The organism is Allomuricauda ruestringensis DSM 13258 (genome assembly GCF_000224085.1).
Lineage (GTDB): Bacteria > Bacteroidota > Bacteroidia > Flavobacteriales > Flavobacteriaceae > Flagellimonas > Flagellimonas ruestringensis.
Map to the genome: position 1 here is coordinate 3,698,250 of NC_015945.1, position 23,707 is coordinate 3,721,956.

12 protein-coding genes are annotated in these 23,707 nt (G+C 43.5%); 2 read left to right on the forward strand and 10 right to left on the reverse strand.

Going from position 1 to position 23,707, the window contains the following annotated elements; all coding sequences use genetic code 11:
* Positions 1-27: 27 nt before the first annotated feature.
* From MURRU_RS16600 to MURRU_RS16630, 6 genes are all read right to left on the reverse strand, one after another.
* The gene (locus MURRU_RS16600; RefSeq protein WP_014034639.1) at positions 28-1,233 is read right to left on the reverse strand and encodes a FecR family protein; all 1,206 of its coding nucleotides are present in this window, start codon (positions 1,231-1,233) and stop codon (positions 28-30) included.
* Between the two features lie 72 nt (positions 1,234-1,305).
* Positions 1,306-1,884 (reverse strand): RNA polymerase sigma-70 factor, encoded by a 579-nt coding sequence (locus MURRU_RS16605; protein WP_014034640.1) that lies wholly within the window; start codon positions 1,882-1,884, stop codon positions 1,306-1,308.
* Between the two features lie 545 nt (positions 1,885-2,429).
* Positions 2,430-3,071 (reverse strand): response regulator transcription factor, encoded by a 642-nt coding sequence (locus tag MURRU_RS16615; protein WP_014034642.1) that lies wholly within the window; start codon positions 3,069-3,071, stop codon positions 2,430-2,432.
* Positions 3,064-4,992 carry a tetratricopeptide repeat-containing sensor histidine kinase gene (locus MURRU_RS16620; RefSeq protein WP_187289865.1) on the reverse strand — a complete coding sequence of 643 codons (1,929 nt, stop codon included), beginning with the start codon at positions 4,990-4,992 and terminating at the stop codon, positions 3,064-3,066. Before MURRU_RS16620 ends, MURRU_RS16615 begins: the two co-directional genes overlap by 8 nt.
* Before the next feature lie 230 nt (positions 4,993-5,222).
* Positions 5,223-6,125 (reverse strand): PorP/SprF family type IX secretion system membrane protein, encoded by a 903-nt coding sequence (locus tag MURRU_RS16625; protein ID WP_014034644.1) that lies wholly within the window; start codon positions 6,123-6,125, stop codon positions 5,223-5,225.
* A gap of 9 nt (positions 6,126-6,134) precedes the next feature.
* Positions 6,135-10,886 carry an HYR-like domain-containing protein gene (locus MURRU_RS16630; RefSeq protein WP_187289866.1) on the reverse strand — a complete coding sequence of 1,584 codons (4,752 nt, stop codon included), beginning with the start codon at positions 10,884-10,886 and terminating at the stop codon, positions 6,135-6,137.
* A gap of 567 nt (positions 10,887-11,453) precedes the next feature.
* On the opposite strand from MURRU_RS16630, the gene MURRU_RS16635 reads away from it, so the two are divergent.
* Positions 11,454-13,421, forward strand: coding sequence for an aconitate hydratase (locus MURRU_RS16635; protein WP_014034646.1), 1,968 nt, complete (start codon positions 11,454-11,456; stop codon positions 13,419-13,421).
* A gap of 120 nt (positions 13,422-13,541) precedes the next feature.
* Here MURRU_RS16635 and MURRU_RS16640 read toward each other — a convergent pair whose 3' ends face one another.
* From MURRU_RS16640 to MURRU_RS16655, 4 genes are all read right to left on the reverse strand, one after another.
* On the reverse strand, positions 13,542-14,999 hold the full coding sequence (locus MURRU_RS16640; protein WP_014034647.1) for a TolC family protein: 1,458 nt from the start codon (positions 14,997-14,999) through the stop codon (positions 13,542-13,544).
* Positions 14,959-18,228: an efflux RND transporter permease subunit gene (locus MURRU_RS16645; protein WP_014034648.1), complete on the reverse strand. Its 3,270-nt coding sequence runs from the start codon at positions 18,226-18,228 to the stop codon at positions 14,959-14,961. The genes MURRU_RS16640 and MURRU_RS16645 overlap by 41 nt, the downstream gene beginning before the upstream one ends.
* A gap of 20 nt (positions 18,229-18,248) precedes the next feature.
* Complete coding sequence (locus MURRU_RS16650; protein ID WP_014034649.1) at positions 18,249-19,331, reverse strand: efflux RND transporter periplasmic adaptor subunit; 1,083 nt, start codon at positions 19,329-19,331, stop codon at positions 18,249-18,251.
* A gap of 148 nt (positions 19,332-19,479) precedes the next feature.
* Entirely contained in the window at positions 19,480-19,881 is a 402-nt protein-coding gene (locus tag MURRU_RS16655; RefSeq protein WP_014034650.1) for a hypothetical protein, read from the reverse strand.
* Between the two features lie 398 nt (positions 19,882-20,279).
* On the opposite strand from MURRU_RS16655, the gene MURRU_RS16660 reads away from it, so the two are divergent.
* Complete coding sequence (locus tag MURRU_RS16660; RefSeq protein WP_014034651.1) at positions 20,280-23,687, forward strand: PVC-type heme-binding CxxCH protein; 3,408 nt, start codon at positions 20,280-20,282, stop codon at positions 23,685-23,687.
* Positions 23,688-23,707: the final 20 nt, after the last annotated feature.

Here is a 23,707-nt window from a genome sequence, read left to right on the forward strand (position 1 = left end):
GTTCATTTCATTGGCAGATTTTTTTGGTTAATAAATATTGATTTTGTCGTTTTCAATATCATAGTCAAAGCCGTAATTTCTTTTGAACGACTCCAGTATATCTTCCATTGATTCAATTTTGATATCAAAGGTCGCCGTGAAGGTTTCTTCTCCAAGCTCTACGTTGTTGTTTGTGATTGACACATTGTAGCATCGCGCCAATTTCTTGATGATGTCCTCAAATTTCATGTGACTGAACACCATCCTTCCCTTAGTCCATGCGGTATAGATATCCGTATCCACTTCTGTGACAGCGATATTTTCCTCCTCTTTGTTCCATGCCCCCATGAACCCGGGCTCCAACATGGTATACCTTTCCTTGTCTTTTTTCTGAGAACCTTTGTTTTTATATAGCCCAACGGAGCCCTCAAGCAAAACCGTATTTATAAATGCATCCTCAGGGTAGGAAGAAATCACAAATTGGGTCCCCAGTACTTGGACGCCTAGGCTGCCCGAATTCACTATAAATGGTTGTTCCTTATTTTTTTGGACATCAAAAAAAGCCTCACCCTCCATAAAAACCTCCCTGTTCTTGTCTTTGATAAACCGCACAGGGTATTTCAAGGAAGTCCCTGCATTTAAATGCACCCGGGTTCCATCGGACAAGACAAGTTGAAACGTTTTACCATAAGGCACAGTTAGTTTATGATACCCCATTGGCTTCTTATCACTATCGGAACTGCTGGATCTTTCTTCTGCTTGGGTATAATCAAGTTGATCGAATTTTTGCATCCCCACGACGTTTCCTTTGCTGTTCTTAAACAGTCGATTATCGGATTTTGACAGTTTTTCAACAGCACCATTTTCAAGTTCCAGAGTAATCGATTCTTGTTCGGGCAATGCACCAGTCCCCTCCTCCGTAAAATTTCCACTTGAAAAAAAGTAGGTACAGACAGCAATACCGATAAAAATAGCGGCAACTTTGACCATTATTTTTAAATATCTAAGCTTTGAATCCGCAACTGTATTTGCTCTTAACCTTTCCCATTCCCTTGCGTGCGTTTCATCCACCTCCTTTTTCAAACGACTTCTCTCAAGCCAATGACTGGGTTCTGCCAATTTTTGCATGATATAATCCCGCTCGTCTTGATTCAGCTCCTCTGAGGTATCCACCTCATCAATCCTTTCTCGAAGTAGGATTGTTCTAGCCAGTTTTTTAGCCAGTTCGATTAGTTTGCCGAAATCCCTTAACATATGGTAGTAATTGTTGCTTTCTTTAGTTTAAAGACGATGTTACATGCAAATGGGGTTAAACATTTTTCTTTTTTATGGCAAAAAGATGTGGGCCACTAAGGCAATGTGTTCCCGAAGTTGGAAACGGAGCTTACGATAGGCTATTTTTTTCTGGGCCTTTACAGTGTTCAAGGTTATCTCCAATTCATTGGCGATTTCACCATTTTTATAGCCCAATAAACTTAGTTTTATGATTTTCTTACATCTCAATGGCAAGGTATCCACAGCATGGTCCACCAATCGTGCCGTTTCTTGCAATACGAGCTCAGTTGAAAAAAAAGAATCGGTTTCCATACTTTGAATGGCCTCGACAGATAAGTCGCATTTCGATTTATACCTTTTGCTTTTCAGCACATCCAACGCTCTATTCTTTACTGCTGTATACAAATAGGATTTAACAGTATTCTGGCTTTTAAAAACCGTTTTTTGGTTCCAAACTTTTATGAAAATCTCCTGTACGACATCCCTTGCCATCTCGATATCGTTCAAATAACGATTGCAAAACAAACAAAGTGAAACGTGGTGGGTATCAAAAAGAACCTTGTATTCTTTGGTAGTTAGGCGGTATGTTTTATTGGCTTTCAGTTTTAAGGGGTTATTTATACTGTACACTATTAAACTCCGCCGTTTATGCCACAAAAAATAGGGCAATCCAAGACTGCCCTATTTCAAACTAACTAAACGACTTAACAATTATGTAAATATTTACGATGCTAGGTAACTTTAGTATACCATTATGTTTGTTTCCTCTCATAACACTACTAAGACGACCATAAGTTGAAATAGGGTTAAAAATTTTTAAATAATTTATGTTCCAGCACGTCACCACGTGTTTATCCATTTCAGAATCCATTTTGGAAAATAGTCCTGTACATGCAATTAAACCCATTATGGGCTGAACTCCCTGCCCAGACACATCATCATTTAAGGCACATTGAAAACCATCTTTTTTCTTGGACAAAAGCAAATGCTCGATATGGTTTGGACCCAACGAGCATAAAATGTACAAACAAGGCTCAATAAAAGAGAATGGAGGTCGGGGGCTGAACATATAGTAAAATCAATGTTTTCAAACACAAGATAACTTACCATACCTTCAATAAAAATACGTACACCAGTACGATTTTTACGTAGGGGTACGTATTTCTGGCTTATGATTATAGTGACAATATTAAATCCTTATACTTGGAAATCCAGGAAGCCCATTGGTCTCCGCCACCCAATTCCAATTTTTGGATGATATTGCTTCTATGCTTCTGAACGGTCCGCAAAGATATCAACAATTCCTCGGCAATTTCCTTGGACGTCTTTGACTGCGCCACCATTCGAAGAATAGTGCGTTCTGAAGAAGACAGTAGTTTTAGTTTTTTTAGCTGTGGATTAATGGTTGTTTCCACCATTTGTTCAAAGGTCTTGCTAAAGTACGTTTCCCCTGCGCTCACCTTTAGGATACACCTTTCCATTTCCAAAAAAGGTTCTTCTTTAAGCAAATAACCACTGATTCCCAGTTGTTTGGCCCTATAAACAAGCCCTTCCTCCTTATGGGAAGTAAGTAGGATAAAACGGGTAGTACAGCCTGCATCCGTTGCCTTTGTTATCACTTCTATTCCAGAAAGCATGGGCATTTGAATATCCAAAATAGCAATATCGGGTCTTAGGTCCAATAGTTGTTCCAAGGCCTCTAAGCCATTGGTTGACTGAGCAATCACATTATATCCTTTGGATTCAAGCTCATCAACCAATCCTTTCAACAACAAAGGATGGTCATCGGCCACCAATATGGTATGTGCATTATGCATTTGTAATGGGGATATGGGCATTAATAGATGTTCCTCTATTCTTTGTGGTCCGGATTTGAACATTACCACACATCATCTGGATTCTTTTTTCCATGGTTTTGAGACCTAGGCCTTGACCCTTATGTTCTTCATTATAGTCAAAACCTATTCCATTGTCCGTAATCAGTAATTTGACACAATCTGTCTTCTTAATAATCTCAATCAATACTTCGGTCGCTTGTGAATGTTTTACCAAATTGGTCATGGCCTCTTGTACAAATCTGTAAAAATTAACATTTTGCTGTTTTTCAAAGCAATCGTCTATCGCATCCATTTCCAAGGTAAAAATAATATTGTACTTCTCATCAAAAGTATAGATTAGCTGCTGTATGGCTCCGGTTATTCCCAAGTTTGCCAATGCAGGGGGAAGAAGCCCTTTTGCTACCATTCTGACTTCTTCCAAGGTATCTTGGGACAGTTTCAACAGTTCTTTTTGTCTGGTATCCCTTGCTTTTTTTGACATCAAGGTCAGTTGTTGCCCAACGCCGTCGTGCAATTCTCTTGCGATATATTCCTTCTCCCTTTCCTGTTGCCATAACAAATCTTGTGAATATTTTTCGGTAAGTTCTTGCTCCTTTTTGGCAAACCGCCGATTTCTGTACAACCATAAAAAACCAGATCCCCCAACAAGCATCACACCACCAAAGATCATCCAATAGGTCTTTTCCTTATTTTGTGCATCGAGAATTTTAATATCCTGCTTTTGACGTGCAATCTCCATATCCTTCTTTTCCGCTTCAAGTTCGGCTTGAATAAAAGCGAATCTCCTCCTAGCGGTTACATTGTTGACAGAGTCTTTCATCCTTACATAATTTTTAAAGTGCCGCAGGGATTGTGGCAAATTGTTCATTTTCTCATAGATATTGGACAACAACAACTCAGAGCGCATAATATTTTGGGCTTCCAAAGTTCCCTTTACACCTTCATGGGCTTTTTGGGCGTACCTTTCTGCTTGAGTAAGTTGGTTGTTGGCCAATGCATTCCAACTCATGGCCAAATGATAGTATGTTTCTAAAAAAGGATTGTTAATATGAGGACCTATCTTGGAAACAAGCTCCCGTTTATATAAGTCCGAAGTATCCCGTATCCCGTTCCTGGCATAAGTGGAAACGGCATAGGAAAGGGTCAATATATTCACTATGCCCTGTATATCTGATTTATGGCTCCGCTCTTTAAGTGCCAATCGTATTTGATGAAGCTCTTCGGCCATGTCATTTTTACGGTTGGCCTCATTACAGGCAGCCAAACGTGCCATGGTAACCACTTGATACTCTTTTATGGCCGTTCCTCTTTCAAATACCTCTTGACGGGCTTTCTCTGCCCTATCATATAATCCATTTTTACCGTAGAGCTGTGCCAAACCATTCTGCGCCCACAAATACATCAATGTATCCTTTTGATGGGCAAATATTTTCTTGGCCTTTTCAAAATAGCCCACACTCTGGGAAATCTTGTTCACCTTGTCACTATTTTCACCAGCTTTTAAATAAGCGTAACCGAATTCATATAAGGAGGAATCCTTTTGCTTTTCCATGAACTGGATTCCCTCATCCAATATGTCCAAGGATCTTTTATAATATTGCATAAATGTTGCCGCCTCGGCATAAGTAATGTAAAACAATGATATTTGCTTTTCATCACTGCTATGTTGGACATAAGGCTGATAGTTCTCCAATATCCCGAATGCCTTGGTATGGTTAATGGATTCGTAAATATAATAGCCCCCTAATGCATTTGTGAACAACAAGGCTTCATTCCATTGTTCTTGTACCAATGATGAATCTCGATACTGAAGAAAAATATTGGCAATCCCATCGTTGTTCAACCGTCCATCATCAAGTAATTCCCGTAAATGATTCACTTTTGTTTCAAATGTTGCCATTGAATCCAAAATGACCGACACATTATCACGGTCTTCCCTTGTTTGGGAACTACATATTTCGGAAACCAAACAAAAAACTATGATCAGTATGGGTATGGGGAATTTATACACAAGCATAAAAATACCACTAATACATAAACTTTTATGAGCGTAAACTCAAATATCTTTTGCTGCTTATCCTGATGGTTTTGACGCACTCATCCAGTATACCCATCGGATGCATCATGGGCTTAATTTATATTTGAAATAAAATCATATCTCAAAAAAAATTCATGCGTACCACCAGTATAAGGGCGGATTCCCGATACCGGGACTTCGTAAGCATACCCCAACATCAACTTTTTCCCTATCATAAAGCTTCCCAAGCCACCAACGGCATCATAACTATTAAAACGATAGTTGGCCCCTATCATAAATCGGTCATGAAAACTGACATTGGCCCCGGCATCGATGGAAACCGGTGCAGCATCCGTCAAAATCACCATGGACCTTGGCTTCAATGTGATGGAATTGGCAAGTGGAAAATCGTATCCTGCCGTAACATATAAATTGGGTCTGTCCGAAACCCTGAAGGATGTGTCGGTGTCCACTATATAATCCACATTGAACATTTGAGGTACGGATACTGCCACATACCAGCGTTTTCCATATAAAAAACTTCCCACCCCCACGTTTGGCGACCAACTGTCCGAATAATAATTAAAATAGGGATCCGATTGCACATCAGGTCTGTTCAATAGTTCCGGACTCAAGGAATAATGGGTAAAGCCTGCCTTGATTCCAAAAGCTAGGCGAGTAGTCCTACCTACTTGCAGCGTATAAGAGAAATCGCCATAGAGGTAATCAAACTTTTCTTCGCCCAAAGCATCGCTCACAAGCGAAAGCCCCAGCCCTACCTTTTCATTGCGCAAAGGGGTATGTGCCGAAAACATTTGTGTGGATGGTGCTCCCTCGAAACCACTCCATTGTGAACGGTGCATCAAAATGGCCGAAAAGCCTTTTGTACTTCCTGCAAATGCAGGGTTGATACTAACGGGGTTGTACAAGTATTGTGTGAACTGTGGTGCCTGTTGGGCTATGGCATGGTGATGGCACACAACCACAACGACCATCAATAATATAAACTTCTTCATCTTAATCTTTTATTTTGTACCTATATAGATACTACCCCTAATGGGTTCCTTCTTGGAGTCCAACACCTGTATCACGTAGAAATAGGTTCCTGAAAACAATTTTCCTTGGGTATTGCCCTGTGTGGCACCCCAATCGTTTTGATAATCATCCGACTGATATACTTGCTGCCCCCAACGATCAAAAACCATCAGTGAGATGTTATTTCCATGAGTATCGGGACCATCGACAATAAAATAATCGTTGTGTCCATCTTCGTTCGGTGTAAGTACCTTGGAAACCTCTATCCTAGCTTCTCTGTCCGGATTACAACCTTCTTCCACGCTTACTTCAACAACCACCTGATTGGCACACATTCCTACCTGTTCGGTATAGGTAAAGGTGTACGTACCCATCGACAAGGTTGATGGATTGATTACCGAGCCATCTAAATTGATATTTTCGTTTTGGGATTCCCAGGTTCCACTCCCTGCTTCACCTTCAATTTTTTGGTAGAGGTCCAAATGGGTTTTGGTAATGCATACCGAAATATTTTCATCGGTACTTATCTGTGTTGGAAGTACTGTGATATGTTGCTCAACACGCTTTTCGTTTCCATTGGAATCGGAGGCTATCCAGTAACGTTCAATTTGATACCCTTCTCCTAAAATGGTCTCATTTTGACCATATTCAATTTGAACCTCTATATCACAATTATCCTCAAAAACCAGATTTGGGATTTCTGGCACTTGATTGCAATACACCGTAAGATCCGTATCCAATGCTGAAATCAACTCAGGAGCCATGGTATCCTCAACGATCACGTGCTGTGTTTGTGTACTGGTGTTCCCAGCTTCGTCTTCGTAGGTCCATGTGACCACCGTGGTTCCTTGCTGTGTGATGGGCAAAACAGCGTCGTGCGAAACTGTTACCGCACTACTGCAATTGTCCGTGGCCGTTGGGGCCGTTAGACTGCTTATCTTACATTCATCGGCAATATCCGCTAAACTCGCCTGGTCGGGAACTGGTGCCTCCGTATCTGCAATGATTACATGCTGTGTTTGCGTACTGGTGTTCCCGGCTACATCTTCGTAGGTCCATGTGACCACCGTGGTGCCCTGCTGTGTGATGGGCAAAACAGCATCGTGCGAAACTGTTACCGAACCGTTGCAATTATCCGTGGCCGTTGGGGCCGTTAGACTGCTGACCTCACATTCATCAATAACATCGTTTAAACTCGCCTGATCGGGAACCGGTGCCTCCGTATCTGCAATGATCACATACTGTGTTTGCGTACTGGTGTTCCCGGCTGCATCTTCGTAGGTCCACGTTACCACCGTGGTACCTTTGGCCGTAATCGGCAAAGTTGCATCATGGGTTGCTGTTAGCAAACCGTTGCAATTATCCGTTGCCGTTGGGGCCGTTAGACTGATTACCTCACATTCAGATGTGATATCCGATAAGCTCACTTGATTGGGAACTGGTGCATGGGTATCCTCTATAATCACGTTCTGTATTTGGGTACTGGTATTTCCAGCTGCATCTTCGTAGGTCCATGTGACCACCGTAGTACCTTGGGATGTTATCGGCAAAATAGCATCGTGGGTTGCCGTTACCAAACCGCTGCAATTATCCGTGGCCGTTGGGGGTGTGAGATTGCTTAGCTCGCATTCTGCATTTACATCTGGCAGACTTGTCAAATCAGGAACTGGAGCCAAGGTATCCTCCACGGTAACAGTTGCCGTACATTGGACACTTACCCCATTATTGGCCGTTACGGTTAGTATTACTTCATTCGTTCCTAGGTTTGAACAATCAAATTCTGTAACATCGAGGGTAAGCGTTATTCCATTATCCTCATCATAAGAGCCGTTATCTATTTCTTCAGCGCCTATAATCACCCTACCGTTTGCATCTAGCGCTACTATAATATCCTGGCAAATGGCCACGGGTGCCCTGTCTTGTAACTCATAGGCGCCCATATCAACAGTACCACCATTGGCATAGTCGTAAATGCGCTTATTTCCAGCCAAATCGACTGCCGCTTCGGGTGCCCCTAACGATACCACAAAATTATTGTTCCCAGCATTTATGGCAGGACTGGTCGCTTTTACCCTAAAATCATATTGGGCTGCATCCACAAACTCAGGGGCTGAAATCAAATTACGGGCCTGCGTCACACTGCCTGAAACAACTCCATTAAAAGTCAATGAATTATACATCCGTCCGAATCCACCAACCAGGTTGATTTGGCCATTGGTACCAGTATTATTGGAAAGAATGGAGTTCGCAACCAACAATGCCCCATCGCTTAAATGGACACCTCCTCCCATGTTCGCCGTATTATTGGCCAGCGTAGAATTCATAATTTCAACTTCACCGGATTCACATGAAACAGCACCTCCAGCAGTGGAGGCAACATTATCATACAGCAAGCAACTTATCAATTTGGTATCACCGGTAAAACTGATTACCGCGCCTCCCACACCATTGATGCCATCACTAAAGGCAATATTATCGTGCAGTATGCTATTCTTTAAAAGAAAGCTGGCATTTTGGTTTATATAAAGCCCTCCCCCGGTTCGGCCAATGGCCACTTGACTATTGTCCGTAGGATCATCCGCATAGGAATACGCAATGATAAGTCCATCCAAAGTCACATTAGGAGTTGTCACTGTCACAATGGTATGGCTGTCCCCGGCATCTGCCACCGCATTTCCATTGAGATCCCCACTTAGGATGGTCGGCGCCGCTTTCCAATTCCGTTCGGCCGGTGAAGTTTCATTTCCGGTAAAGCCTCCCAAAAGGGTCACCCCTTCGGGAATGACAAAAGAATCATATTCGGATGTTCCCGGTTTGTAGGTGCCCTGGGCCACCCATATTTCCGTTAACCCACAATTCGCAGACAGGGCAAGTGCATCCTGTAAATCGGTATATGCATCGTTCCACGAGGTTCCATTGTTTGATCCCGTCGCGTTCTCATCCACATAAATGATACCCGAACTGCGATCATAGGGGTCTTCCACGGTGACTGTAGCTGTGGCCGAAGCCGAGTTGTAGCCGTCATTTACCGTTAAAGTAACCGTATGCGTTCCCGCATCGGCACAGGTAAAATTGGTTTTGCTCAATGTTCTGGTAAAGGTGGTGTAACAGCCATTGGCATCTATACTGTTATCGTCTATATCCTCTGGCCTTAGGATGGCGCCCCCATTACCATCCAGATAAATGGTAGCCGGTTTCGTTTTCACTACCGGAGGCGTATTTTTGCTTATTTGGTACACCTTATTATAGGTAGCCTTATTCCCATATTGGTCGGTCACCTCAATGGGCACCAAAACATTGGTGCCTATATCGGCACAGGTTGCGGTACGCGTACTGGCCACAGCGGTATAGCTACCACAATTTTCAGAAACATCGAAGGGACCTTCCGGTTTTAACTCTATAGAGGTATTATGCCCCAATTCAATAAAATTGGTCTCCAAAAGCATATAGGGCGGGGTAGTATCCACTACGGTCACATTGGCCGTACAGATAGCCCCATTGCCCCTTGCATCAAGAACCGTTAAGGTAACTGGAACAGTACCAACGTCATCACAGCTAAAAGTTGTTTGTGATAGGGACATGGATGCGACATAAGCATTATCATAAGATCCTGCATCAATATCGGCAGCCGTTATGGTAACGGTACCATCGGCCAATAAGGGATTTTCCGGATCAAGGGACACTGTAATATCGTTACATACTGCCACAGGGGGCTGTTCATCATAAATGACCCTGTATTGTATATAACCAGTAACAGGAGCATTAGTCGTTCCTCCTTCTGTCTCCACTAGATCTTGTACCATACTAAGGTTGCCATACGATTGTCCGCCACCGCCGCCACGTTCCAAATCACCGCCACCACCACCAAAGTAACCGCCACCGCCACCGCCTGCTGCTCCTTTTCCTAAAACCTGATTTGAGCACTCCGTTTCTATGTTAAGATGTGGATAAAATATCGACCCTGCACCTCCACCGGCCCAGCCCGCACCACCTCGATTGACATCCCTAATTGTTATTTTTACACATCTAGGATCAAATAACCCTCCCGAACAATCTCCAGTATATAAATCAGTAGGTGGATGATATCCTCCTGCACCTCCTTGACTTGGCGGATTTCCCATAATTTCTCTTTCGAAAGGGAGACCAGGCTCAAAAGCATTATCGCGACTACCTCCACCTCCTGAAAACACATAATAAGTACCCTCTTCTATACTATTAACACGACCAACTATTCCTCTACCTCCTGCTCCATAATTAAATGTTAGAACTCTTGAACCGGCCTGCCCACAAGAATTTTTCCCATCTCTGGAAGTCCCGCCTCCATACCCATGGGAAACCATAGCTTCAATGGCCGCTCCCCCACCGCCGCCGGCAGCAACTGCAATGGGATTTGTAACTTGGTTGTAAGGGGTTATGGCAGTAGCCCCGCCACCGCCACCGCTGGCGGCAACATCATGAGCATCGGATTCCCCACGAGATCCAATAAAAAAATGGAGTCGGTCTCCTGCATTTTCACTGGTGATGGGCAAGGTAAACCTAACCGTGCCACCTTCCCCGCCCTGTCCTATTTTCTGCGCCACCAAACCTTGCCAGGTGGCACGTCCCCCATCGCCTCCTTTAAGAATGAACTCCACGGCTACCACCCCGTCTTCCAATGTTGGCAAATAACCATCCATGGTGGCCCGGGTACGTGAATGACCTCCCCCTTCGTAGGGCAATGGAGTCCATTCGCTATTGGTCAAGTCTCCTACTTGTGTATGGGGTCGATTTACGGTTTGTCCAAACAGACTCGTTGAACATAAAACAAATAAGATTAGTGAAACTGATCGTGATTGAAGTGATGATTTGGGCATGTGAAAAAGTCTTTATGCTTTCGCGCCGCAAGTTATACCCGTATAAAATCAATTAAAATACGCACCCATGTACAAAATTTACGTAGGGGTACGTAGGCCACAAGGTGTTCCGTAAAAAATATTTATGAATAATTGATAGTCAAAATATGATTTTACAGAAATGGTATTCTTCTTAAGGTAAGGCTATCAATTATGCTATAATGGATGAGCCAGATGGTTGAGGCCACCAAAAACAGAAAATTTGAGCCATCCAATACTTCACTGTAGTGATTTGAAATTCAGATTTTTGTGTCGTATTGGTGGGGGCTCATTTTTATCCGGCCAAGGTGGTATACTATGTCCGGCGTTTCCAGGATAGTGTTTCCCTATAAAATTTGTATCTTAAAAAGGAAACTCACGACAATATCTACCATTAGCAGGGTTTAAAACCTATTTCGTATAACATAAAACAATCCAATGAAACCATTGAACGTCACCCAAAAGTTGATACAATCCCATTTAGTGCAAGGAGAAATGAAACCTGGAACTGAAATTGGTATCACCATTGACCAGGCACTTCTTCAAGATGCTACCGGAACCTTGGTACAACTGGAGTTGGAAGCCATGGGGCTCGATAGGGCAAAGACCGAAGTGGCCGTACAATATGTGGATCACAACCTCTTGCAAACCGATTTTAAAAATGCCGATGACCATCTTTTTTTGTACTCCGCCGCCCAAAAATTCGGACTGTGGTTCAGCAGACCGGGCAACGGGGTAAGCCATCCGGTACACATGGAACGTTTTGGCATTCCGGGAAAGACCTTGGTGGGTTCGGACAGCCATAGTTGCGCTGCGGGATCTTTGGGTATGTTGGCCATAGGCACGGGAGGACTGGATGTGGCTACCGCTATTGTAGGCCAGCCTTATTATGTGAAGATGCCCAAGATCATGGGCGTTAAGCTGACAGGAAAACTGCCCGATTGGGTGAGTGCCAAAGACGTTGTCCTCGAAATGCTTCGCCGGTACGATGTAAAGGGTGGAGTGGGAAAGATTATTGAATACCATGGTGAGGGATTACAATATTTAAGCGCCATGGACCGTCACGTAATTGCCAACATGAGTGCGGAAATGGGGGCAACCACCACGGTTTTTCCGAGTGATGGGGAAACGAGACGGTTTTTAAAATCGCAAGACCGAGAAAAGGACTGGACGGAAATTTTGGCGGACAAAGATTGCACCTACGACCTAGAGGACGAAATTGTTTTGGACACCCTTGTTCCCTTGATTGCATTGCCCACAAGTCCCGGGAATGTAGTTCCCGTGTCAGAAGTTGAGGGGAGAAAGATAAGTCAGGTGGTAATCGGTTCTTCGGCCAATCCCGGATTGCGTGATTTTTGGATGGCAGGCGCGATTGTAAAGGACAAAACCATACATCCCGAAGTATCGTTCGACATTAACCCGACCTCTCGGCAAATCATCCAAAATATGATCGAAAACAGAGCCTTTGCTAATTTGATAAAGGCCGGGGGCCGCTTTCACCAGTCGGGGTGCATGGGCTGCATTGGGATGGGACAGGCTCCTGCAAGCGATTCCATAAGCTTGCGCACCATGCCCCGTAATTTTCCAGACCGCTCGGGGACCAAGGACGATCAGGTGTACCTGTGCAGTCCTGAAACGGGCGCAGCTTCCGCCTTAACGGGCAAAATTACGGATCCTAGAACCCTTGAAAAGACACATGGTATGGCCTACCCGACATACGAGCCCCCAGAATTGGAAATAATCAATAAAGATATGTTGGTGCCACCCACCAAGCACAAAACAGAGATAAAGCTCAAAAAAGGGCCCAATATCAAATCGCTTCCCCATATGGAGGAGCTAAAATCGGAATATGAAGTTCCGATACTTTTAAAAATGGGTGACAACATTTCCACGGATGAGATCATGAAGGCCGGTGCCGAGGTACTTCCCTTTCGAAGCAATATTCCCGAAATCAGTAAATTTTCCTATACGGTCATCGATGACACTTTTTATGAAAGGGCCTTAAAAGCCAAGGAAAAATACGGGGGACACATTGTTGTGGCCGGTGAGAACTATGCCCAGGGAAGCAGCAGGGAACATGCGGCAATCGCCCCTAAATATTTGGGTCAAGTAGCGGTCATTGCAAAAGATTATGCCCGAATTGCTTGGCAGAACCTTGTAAATTTTGGTATTCTGGCCTTAGAGTTCGAGAATCCGGATGATTATGATATTTTGGAACAGGGGGCAATGGTAAGTTTCAAAAATTTAAGAAGGGATGTTGCCGAGCGTAATCCCATACGGGTAGTGGTAAAGAACAGGAATGACATACGAGAGGTCATATTGCGGCATAGTCTCAGTGATCGGCAGATAGAATTATTGATGAAGGGTGGTACCATTAACGATTTCAAGGAAAAGCTGGTCTCTTAGCATAGGTTTATTGGTCAGTACTACAAAAAATGGAAAGCCATTCTGATATTTAACAGAATGGCTTTCGCTTTATTGAGAACCGATAATTAAGCAGGTTGCCAATAGTAATCAATGGAGGTTTTAGTTCCAGCCACCTCCCAAGGAGCGGTACATATTTACTTGGGCCAGCATCTGGTCTTTTTTGGTCTCCACCAGCTCCATTTTGGATTCCAAGGCCTCACGCTGCGCCAAAAGCACTTCGATATATTCCACCCTTGCGGATTGGAACAAACGTGTGGACAGGTCTATGGATTCCGTTAGAGCCTGTATTTGGCCCTCTTTCAATTCATAGCTCTTTTTGAGGTTGTCGATGTTGGACAACTGGTTGGCCACCTCGATATAGGCATTCAAAATAGACTTCTCATATTCGTACACCGCCTGCAACTGTCGGGCCGTAGCATTCTTGTACTGAGCTTTGATTGCATTTCTGTTAATCAAAGGAGCTACCATATCCCCAATCGCCGAATACAATACGGATTCTGGTGTTGTGGTGAGGTATTTTGTATCAAAAGCCTCCAGACCTAATCCCGCTTTAATTGTAAACTGTGGGTAAAAATTGGCCCTCGCCGCTTTGGTATCCAATTTGGCTGCTGCCAGTTCAAACTCGGCGCTACGCACATCGGGGCGGTTCTGTAACAATTGCGAAGGTATCCCTGCATAAATGGAATCGATAGGTCTATCTATGAAATTATCGGACTCCCTTTGTATATGCTGTGGTGATCGACCAATCAAAAAATTCAATCGGTTCTCCGCTTCCACGATTTCCTGCTGAATTTCATATTTATGACTTTGATTTTTCAAAACTTCCGCCTGAAAACGCTTTACCGCCAATTCCGTGGCCCGTGCAGCTTGCTTTTGTAACTTAACCATGCGCAACGCATTCTGCTGAATCTCCAAGTTTTGGTCTATGATGGCCATTTGATTGTCCAACGCCATTAATTCGTAGTACGAATCGGCTATCTCCGCCACCAAATTGGTCACCATAAAATTTTTCCCCTCCACACTGGAAAGGTATTCGTAGACCGCTGCTTTTTTCTCGTTACGGAGCTTCTTCCATACATCCAGCTCCCAAGTGGCGAAGGCTCCGACCATATAATTGGTCAGGGGTTCGGGGAACTCTTCGTCTTCCTTCACCTCGAGGTTTTTTTCCACAGCTCCATTACGGGTATATTCACCAACTTTTTCCACTTCGGCACCTGCCTGAAGGTTTACAAAGGGTAAGTACTCCCCTTTTTTGGCTTGAATTCTGTTTTTGGCCATATCCACTTGCTGCAACATAATGTTCAGCTCTTGGTTTTTTGCCAAAGCGGAATCAATCAACGCAATAAGATTGGGATCCTTGAAAAAAGTTCTCCATTCCACCAATCCTGTATTTACGGTATCGGTGGATTGATTCTGATAATTCTCGGGAACCGCTACATTCTCGTCCCTAACCTCACGAGTGGGCACACAAGAATAAAGGGCCATCATTGCTATCATTACAACTAAAAGTGATTTTCTATGCTTCATTTTGGTCACCGTTTTTCTTATTCTTTCCATTTCTTGTGGTCATTTTTTTCAAAAGTTTATTCACTTCTTTCAAACGAGTTCGCAATTTGCTCTCGTTGTCATTATTCTTGAAGAGCTCTTCAGAAATCGGCTCATCGTGTTCATCCCTAATAAGACTCTTACCATCTGCCATTTTAGCAAATACATAGTATAACCCAGGTATCAACAACACCCCGAAAATGGTACCGATAAGCATACCTCCCAAGGCTGAACCACCAATGGTTCGATTACCTATGGCTCCTGCACCTGTGGCCACTACCAAGGGAATTAAACCAGCAATAAAGGCAAAAGATGTCATCAAAATTGGCCTAAAACGTTGCTTGGAACCTTCAATAGCAGCTTCGAGTATCGTAGCACCCTGTCGGTGTTTCTGGACGGCAAATTCCACAATCAATACTGCATTCTTACCTAAGAGCCCTACCAACATGATCATACCAATTTGGGCATACACATCGTTGGACAATCCCATTAACTTCAACAGGAAGAATGAACCAAATACCCCGACCGGAAGTGATAGAATCACGGCCAATGGAAGTAAGAAACTCTCGTATTGGGCAGCCAATACCAAATACACGAATATGAGCACTACGATGAAAATGTAGATGGATTCATTTCCACGTTGGGCTTCATCATAAGAGAGACCTTCCCATGCAATGTCATATCCCCTTGGCAATTTTTGTTCGGCCACCTCTTTTATGGCGTCAATGGCATCCCCACTGGTATATCCTTTGGCGGGCAACCCACGAATGGCGGCAGAATTGTACAAATTGTAGCGGGTTACCTCATTTGGCCCGAGGCGTTTCTCCATGGTCATAAAAGATGAGTAGGGTACCATCTCCCCTTCTTCGTTTTTTACAAAGAGCTTTTCCAAATCGGAGGGCATGCCACGATATTCCGGAGCCGCTTGGGTATACACTTTAAAGAATCGGCCAAAACGGATAAACCCTTGTTCGTAGGTACTACCGATAAGAATGTTCAAATTTTCCATGGCTTTTCCTATGGAAACACCTTTCTGCATGGCCGCTTTATTATTGATCTTCAACTCATACTGTGGATAATTGGCGGCATAAAAGGTAAATAAGCCTGCCAATTCCTTACGTTCGCGCAAGGCATCCATAAAATCGTTGTTGATCCTTTCGAACTCATGATAATCCGTGCTATTGGTCTTGTCCAACAAACGCATGGCGAAACCACCTGACGAACCGAAACCTGGAACCGCCGGTGGCTCAAAGTATTCGATTACAGCTCCAAGGTCTTTGGTCTCTTCTTCCAGCTCCTCCATAATCTCATGAACGGAATGTTCCCGTTCTGACCATGGTTTTAAGTTAATAAGACAAGTTCCCGCATTGGAGCCTCGGCCTTCCGTCATAATCTCATACCCTGCCAAGGAGGAAACGGATTCAACACCTTCGGTCTCCTCACAAATGGCTTGGAGTTTTCTGGCTACCTCATTGGTTCTCTCCAAAGTAGCACCCGGAGGGGTCTGGATGATGGCATATATCATCCCTTGGTCTTCATTGGGGATAAATCCGGCTGGTAATACTTGGTTGGTAAAGAAAATACCTGCACAAAAAGCTAACAACAGTCCAAATGTGACAACCCTTCTGTTCACTATTTTGTTCAACACCCCAACGTAACGCCCAGTAAGTTTCTCAAACCTACCATTGAACCAATCTATAAATCGGTTTACAGGTGATTTCCGTTTTGTTTTACCATGGGTGTTTTTCAACATCATGGCACATAGAACCGGCGTTAAGGTAAGAGCCACTATGGCGGATATTACAATAGAGCCTGCCATGGTGATGGAAAACTGTCTATAGAAAACCCCTACAGGGCCTGTCATGAACGAAATAGGGATAAACACTGAGGTCATTACCAAGGTAATGGCGATAATGGCCCCACCGATTTCACCCAGTACTTCGTAGGATGCTTTGTAAGGCGTAAGGTTTTCTTCTTCCATCTTAACGTGGACGGCCTCTACGACCACAATAGCGTTATCTACCACAATACCAATGGCCAATACCAAGGCAAACAGGGTTATCAGGTTAATGGACAGCCCAAAGAGTTGCATTACGAAAAATGCCCCAATGAGCGATACCGGTACCGCAATAATTGGAATCAGGGTAGATCGCCAATCACCCAAGAACAGGAACACCACAATGGCCACCAAGATAAAGGCATCCCGAAGAGTATGCAGTACTTGATCTATAGAGGCATCCAAGAAATTGGATACGTCATAACTGATTTTGTAATCAATTCCAGGAGGCATTTCGGTCTCCAGTTCCGTCAATTTCTCTTTTACCGACTTGATGACATCGCTACCGTTACTCCCAAAAGTTTGTTTTAACACAATGGACGCGGACGGTTTTCCATCGAGATTGGAATAGATATCAAAGAACTCACTCCCAAGTTCCACATCGGCGACATCGCCAAGTTTTAAAATTTCTCCGTCTTCGTTGGCTTTAATAATGATATCCTTGTATTGTTGGGGTTCATTATACCTGTTCTGATAGACCAGAACATATTCCAACGATTGTGCTTTTTTACCGGAACTTCTTCCTAAACGTCCAGGCCTGGCCAAAATACTTTGTTCATCCATGGCCTCCAGTACTTCTTCTGCAGAGATGTTGTAGGCCCGCATTCGGTCTGGTTTAAGCCAAACCCGCATGGCAAACTTACGGCTACCCAAAATCTTGGCACTTGCAATACCATTTATCCGTTGAATTTCAGGGATCATTTTAGTGTATGCGTAGTTGTACAGGAATTTTTCATCGTTGTTCTTGGCTTCGCTGTACAGGTTCACATACATTAACATACTGGGCTGTACTGGCGTAATAACAACTCCTTCGCGCTGCACCAGCTCGGGCAGCAAAGGCATTACTTGGTCGACCCGCGTCTTTACTCGCACTACGGCTTGGTTAGGGTCGGTGCCCGGTTCAAAAATCACACGTAAGGTTCCTTCCCCAGCACTAGTGGCATCGGAAGCAATATACCGCATGCCCTGCACCCCGTTAATGGAGGTTTCCAAAGGAATCAAGGTAGAGTTTACCAATACATCGGCACTTGAACCCGGATAAGCAATAAATATATTTACCGTGGTGGGTGCGATTTGTGGGAACTGCGAAATGGGCAGTTGTTTTATGGCCAACAATCCCGTAAACACAATTATGACCGAAATCACAATGGCCAATACAGGTCTGTGTATAAATTTTTTAAACATTGTTCAAGATTATGGGATTGCTACTCAGAATACAACTCAAGATGGGACAGTACGGATTCGGGCTTTTCGAACTCGTAATGGATTTTCTCTCCGTTACGTACCATTCGGATGCCCTCCAAGAGTACTTTATCGTTTAACGACAGTCCTTTTTCAACCACAAATAGATGCGGTAGTTCTGCTCCAATCACAATTTCGCGTTGCTGTACGGTATCGTTCTCATCGAGTACAAACACAAATTTTTTGTCCAGCACCTCAAAAGTTGCCTTTTGTGGAATAAGCATGGCGTTGTCCAATGGAACTTTCATCAGGATGCTTCCAGTCTCACCATGTCTTAAAATTCCATCAGGGTTGGGAAAGGTGGCCCTAAAGGCAATATTCCCCGTTTCGTGGTTGAATTCCCCCTCGATAGTCTCCACAACACCCGGCTGATTGAATTTTTTGTTGTTGGCCATCAAAAGTTCCACGGCTTGCTTTTCATCCTTTTTGGTGCTGATAATATAATCGAGATACTCTGCTTCGGGCACATTGAAATACACCCACATTTTGGAGTTGTCGGAAAGTTTGGTCAGCAGTTCCCCTTCGTCCAAAAGACTGCCTTCCCTTACTTCCAAGAGGTCCATTATTCCATCGAATGGAGCACGGATGTCGGTAAATCCCAAATGGGTCTCTGCCAAACTGACTTCCGCTTTGGCTCTATCGTACTCTGCTTTCGCCATGGCCAATTCGTTAGCAGATACTACATTGCCATCTGCCAACAATTTGGTGTTCTTGTACTCAATTTCAGCGACCTCGGCTTCTGCTTTTGCTTTTTGCAGGTCGGCTTGGTATACATTGGGCATAATGTGGAACATTTGCTGTCCTTTTTTCACGTGTTGGCCTTCATCCACATAAATATGTTGTAGGTATCCTTTTTCCAAAGCTCTAAGTTCTATATGTCTTATCGAATGAATTTGACATACATAATCTTTAGTGATTGATGTGTCCATTTGGATGGGACTTGACACGAGGTATTTGGTTTCTTCCTTGTTTTCGTGTTTTTTGGATTCGCAGCTTGTGTAGCACATTACTGCAAACAAGCCGATGAAGATGGAAAATCTCCTCATAGTTTTATTGGTTTAAAAAATTGGTTTAGAAATGGTCAAGGGAAGTCCGAATCCACATAAAGGGACCTACCCTTGGTTAATGATTGTTACCCAAAGGGTTGTAAAGGTTTGCGCAACAAGCGGCTGCTTCGAACGCAAAAGGAAAATTCTAAATTCGGAATACCTGAAACCTAACGTGCTTCTTTATGGATGAAGCGGACTTGAGTATAGAAAACCCACAGTTTGTGTTAGATTCCAAAAACAATTGCCCCCAAGAGGCGGCAAAAAAATTGACAGTTAAAAAACTGCCATATTCTACAGAAAAATTATGTGATGTTGTTTCTTCCTCGCGCTCTTCTTGTTCTTCAATGTCGATTTCTACACAATGTCTTTTTTCAAGACCTGATTGCAATGCATTGAATAAAGCAGAGGAATGTTGGTTTTCTACATTTTGAAGATAGCAAGCATTATCCGTAACCGAAGTATCTTGCAAATTTGCTTGCAAGTTGATGAATCCTCCAAGTAACAGAATGCAGAAAGGAAACAAATATTTTGCAAATGCCTTTTTCATTTGGGGAACAAAACTAGGTCACATTATCATCACACACAAATAGAGGTTGTTAATATTATTTGAAATAAAAGTGCGATAAATAATTTTTATAAAAAACCGCAGTGCATTTTGAAAATATTGTGCTTAAAAACCGTCATTTCGAGTGTTTTTTTAAACCGAAGGTTAAAAAATTGTATCGAGAAAAGAATTTTTTTCATCAAAAGAAACAATGGGTTAAAAATAGTATTCTGATTTTCAGAAAAAATAAAATCACTCTCAAATAAGTGTATATATCACGTTTCTGGATAAATTTGAAAGTCTGATTATAACAAAATCACAACAAATACTTGAAAAACAAGACGCGGAGATTGAATTGATTTTTATACCTTTTCGGTTTTTAACTGAATCAAACCATAAAAATGTTGCGCACAAAACTGTTGGGCAAAATCGCCCTAGTTGGATTACTGACTATCGTTTCCTGTAAAAAAAAATCACCAAAACCTACTGAAACCCCTGTTACAATTGAGTTAGATTCCGCCTATCTCAATAAAAAAATCACTGAAGCCAAAAATATGGGTTCAGTTCAACTGGCGGATGGGCTTCAGCTAAGCCTTTGGGCGCCCGATACCCTTGCCCCCGACCCTATCGCCATGGATATCGATGCACAGGGCCGCATCTTTTTTACCCGTACCAATCGTCAAAAAAATTCAGAATTTGATATTCGGGGATATCGCCATTGGATGACCGCCTCCAACAGTTTTGAAACCGTAGCAGATAGAAAGGCTTTTTTACACGAAACCTTTGCTCCAGAAAAAAGTGAGGAAAACTCATGGTTGCCAGACCTCAATAACGATGGCAGTCATGATTGGAGGGACTTAGCGGTCGAAGAGGAAGAAGTGTGGCGATTGGAAGATGCGGACAATAATGGTATCGCTGAAAAGGCAACCCGAGTAGTCCATGATTTTCATTCTGAGGAAACCGATGTTGCCAACGCTTTGGCCGTTGATGGCGAAAACCTTTTTGTTGGGGTAGCTCCAGATATGTGGCGCATGGAAGATACCAACGGTGACGAAGTGTTTGATACCAAAACTTCATTGGCCACTGGTTTTGGCATCCATATCGGTTTTGGCGGACACGGTATGTCCGGTGCGATCATGGGACCCGATGGAAAACTTTATTGGGGAATCGGTGACATTGGAGCCAATGTTACCGATAAAGAGGGCAATCGCCATCCATACCCCAATCAAGGGGTTATTGTTCGAAGCAATCCAGATGGTTCCGATTTTGAGGTTTTTGCCCATGGTCTTCGCAATACCCATGAATTTGTTTTTGACAAGTATGGCAATATCATTTCTTCTGATAATGATGGAGATCACCAAGGTGAAAGTGAGCGATTGGTGCATGTCGTCGAAGGTTCTGATGCGGGATGGCGCTCCAACTGGCAATATGGCAAATACACCGACCCAAAAAACAATGGGTATAAAGTCTGGATGGATGAAAAGCTCTTTTTGCCCAGATGGGAAGGGCAAGCTGCTCACATCATCCCTCCTATCATGAACTATCACAACGGCCCTACAGGAATGCTCTTTAATCCTGGTACGGCTTTGGGTTCGGATTGGGTGGACAAATTCTTTTTGGTCGAATTTGTGGGCGACCCTGCCCTATCACATATTTGGTCGTTCGATTTAAAACCGAAGGGGGCTTCGTTCGAGCTCAATTCAGAAGTGGATATGCTGAGCGGCATTTTACCAACCGCCATCAAGTTTGGGCCAGATGGTGCTCTTTACCTTGCCGATTGGATCAATGGTTGGAATACAAAAAATTCAGGCCGAGTATGGAAGCTGGACGTAACCGATTCGGAAAACGATTTGGCCGAACAACGTGTAGAAACCCAAAAATGGATGACTACAGACTTTTCTGAATTGAACAATGACGAATTGGTCGAATTATTGCGCTATCCCGATATGCGAATTCGGCAAAAAGCGCAATTTGAATTGGCAAAAAGCACCTTTTGGGGATATAGAAAGTTAAAACAAGTTGCTCAAGAAGATGACCATCAATTAGCGCGAATACATGCCATTTGGGGTATTGGTCAAATAGCTTCGGATGATACCGACAAAGCTGATATACTGGTTGAATTTTTGAATGATGATGACCCAGAAATTATCGCTCAAAGTTTAAAAGTATTGGGAGATGTACGTCATGCAGAAGGAAGAGAGAAAATGATAATGTTGTTGAAGTCCAAAGAACCTAGGGTCCAATTCTTTGCCGCTCAGGCATTGGGCCGAATCAAAGCTGAAAATGCTGTACAACCCCTATTGGATATGTTGGCAGAAAATGCTGATGAAGATGTTTATCTGCGTCATGCCGGTGTATTGGCGTTATCAAGAATTGGGAAGTATGAGCCTTTGGTCAATTTAGCCAATAGCGATAACCGTTCCTTGAAAATTGCAGCGGTTTTGGCTTTGCGAAGAATGAAAAGACCGGAAGTGGCTGCTTTTTTGAAAGACTCCGATGAATTTATTGTTACCGAAGCAGCTCGTGCCATCAATGATGATAAGGGTATTGAAAAAGCGCTTGCAGATTTGGCCGCACTTTTGGAAAACCCAAAATACAGTTCCGAACCGCTAATGCGCCGTGTAATCAACGTCGCGCTTCGAGTGGGTGGCGAAAATCAACTGGATAATTTGATTGCATATGCCAAAAACGAAAATGCCCCTTCGGAATTACGCGGTGAGGCCTTGGCCGCACTGAGTACATGGTCCTCTCCATCGGTAATGGACCGTGTGGACGGGTATCATTTGGGAGCAAAAGAAAGACCTTTGAGGCCCATTCAAAATAAAGTAACGGGAAGTATGTCAGATTTTTTGTCTGATGAAAACCCAGAGGTATTGGTCGGAGCACTAAAACTATTGTCCGCCTTGCAACTAAAAGGACATGAAGACCGATTGGTTCAGCTCCTACGCACCCACACTTCGCCTGAAGCTAGGGCTGAAGCTTTAACCGCATTGGGCAATACAGGGTATGAACAATTGGCACGAGTAATGCGTATGGGCATGAGTGATGAAAACACACAGGTGAGACGAACCGCCGTGACTTTGATAGGTGAGCTTTCGTTGACAAAAGAAGAATTGCCAAGCATCGTAAACCCCATATTCAGCAAAGGTGGTGTTGGCGAACAACAAGCACTGTTAGAAGTCTTGGCAGAGATGCCCATAGAAAAAAGCGAAGTGGTACTTTCCGACTTGTTGAATCAGGCTGCTCGTGGGGGTATTGATGAAGCCGTTATGCTCGATTTGATAGAAGCCGCCTCCGACAACAACTCCGAGATGCTTAAAAATGAACTTGCCTCATTAAAAAGTCAAGGCTATGGCACCGATGCCTACGTAGAAACCTTATATGGTGGCAATTGGTGGGCTGGTCGAAATGTTTTTATAAGTAACCCAACTGCCCAATGTGTACGCTGTCATGCAGTGAAAGGCTCAGGCGGCCAAGTAGGCCCTCCCATGGACGATATTGGCAACAGATTGACCCGTGAGCAAATCTTGGAAGCTTTGATCGAGCCTTCCAAGCGAATTGCTCCAGGTTACGGAAGCGTAGTGTTGACCTTGACCAACGGACAAGAGGTTACAGGACTATTGGTAGAAGAGAACGAGGAGGGATTGGTTCTCCGCACTTCTGATGCCGAACCTTTAGAAGTGGCCCACTCTCGAATTCAAAAGAGAAGAAATTTGCCGTCAGGCATGCCTGCCATGGGCAAGATGATCAGCAAACGTGAACTACGCGATTTAATAGAATATTTAAGCAATTTGAAAGCAGGGGATTAATATACCCGAAAAACAATAAA

Excerpts from the sequence above, each read along its gene's own strand:
- MURRU_RS16615 (WP_014034642.1), bottom strand. The coding sequence starts at position 3,071 with ATGCATAATGCACATACCATATTGGTGGCCGATGACCATCCTTTGTTG.
- MURRU_RS16625 (WP_014034644.1), bottom strand. The coding sequence starts at position 6,125 with ATGAAGAAGTTTATATTATTGATGGTCGTTGTGGTTGTGTGCCATCAC.
- MURRU_RS16660 (WP_014034651.1), top strand. The coding sequence starts at position 20,280 with ATGTTGCGCACAAAACTGTTGGGCAAAATCGCCCTAGTTGGATTACTG.
- MURRU_RS16650 (WP_014034649.1), bottom strand. The coding sequence starts at position 19,331 with ATGAGGAGATTTTCCATCTTCATCGGCTTGTTTGCAGTAATGTGCTAC.
- MURRU_RS16635 (WP_014034646.1), top strand. The coding sequence starts at position 11,454 with ATGAAACCATTGAACGTCACCCAAAAGTTGATACAATCCCATTTAGTG.
- MURRU_RS16600 (WP_014034639.1), bottom strand. The coding sequence starts at position 1,233 with ATGTTAAGGGATTTCGGCAAACTAATCGAACTGGCTAAAAAACTGGCT.
- MURRU_RS16640 (WP_014034647.1), bottom strand. The coding sequence starts at position 14,999 with ATGGAAAGAATAAGAAAAACGGTGACCAAAATGAAGCATAGAAAATCA.
- MURRU_RS16645 (WP_014034648.1), bottom strand. The coding sequence starts at position 18,228 with ATGTTTAAAAAATTTATACACAGACCTGTATTGGCCATTGTGATTTCG.
- MURRU_RS16620 (WP_187289865.1), bottom strand. The coding sequence starts at position 4,992 with ATGGCAACATTTGAAACAAAAGTGAATCATTTACGGGAATTACTTGAT.
- MURRU_RS16655 (WP_014034650.1), bottom strand. The coding sequence starts at position 19,881 with ATGAAAAAGGCATTTGCAAAATATTTGTTTCCTTTCTGCATTCTGTTA.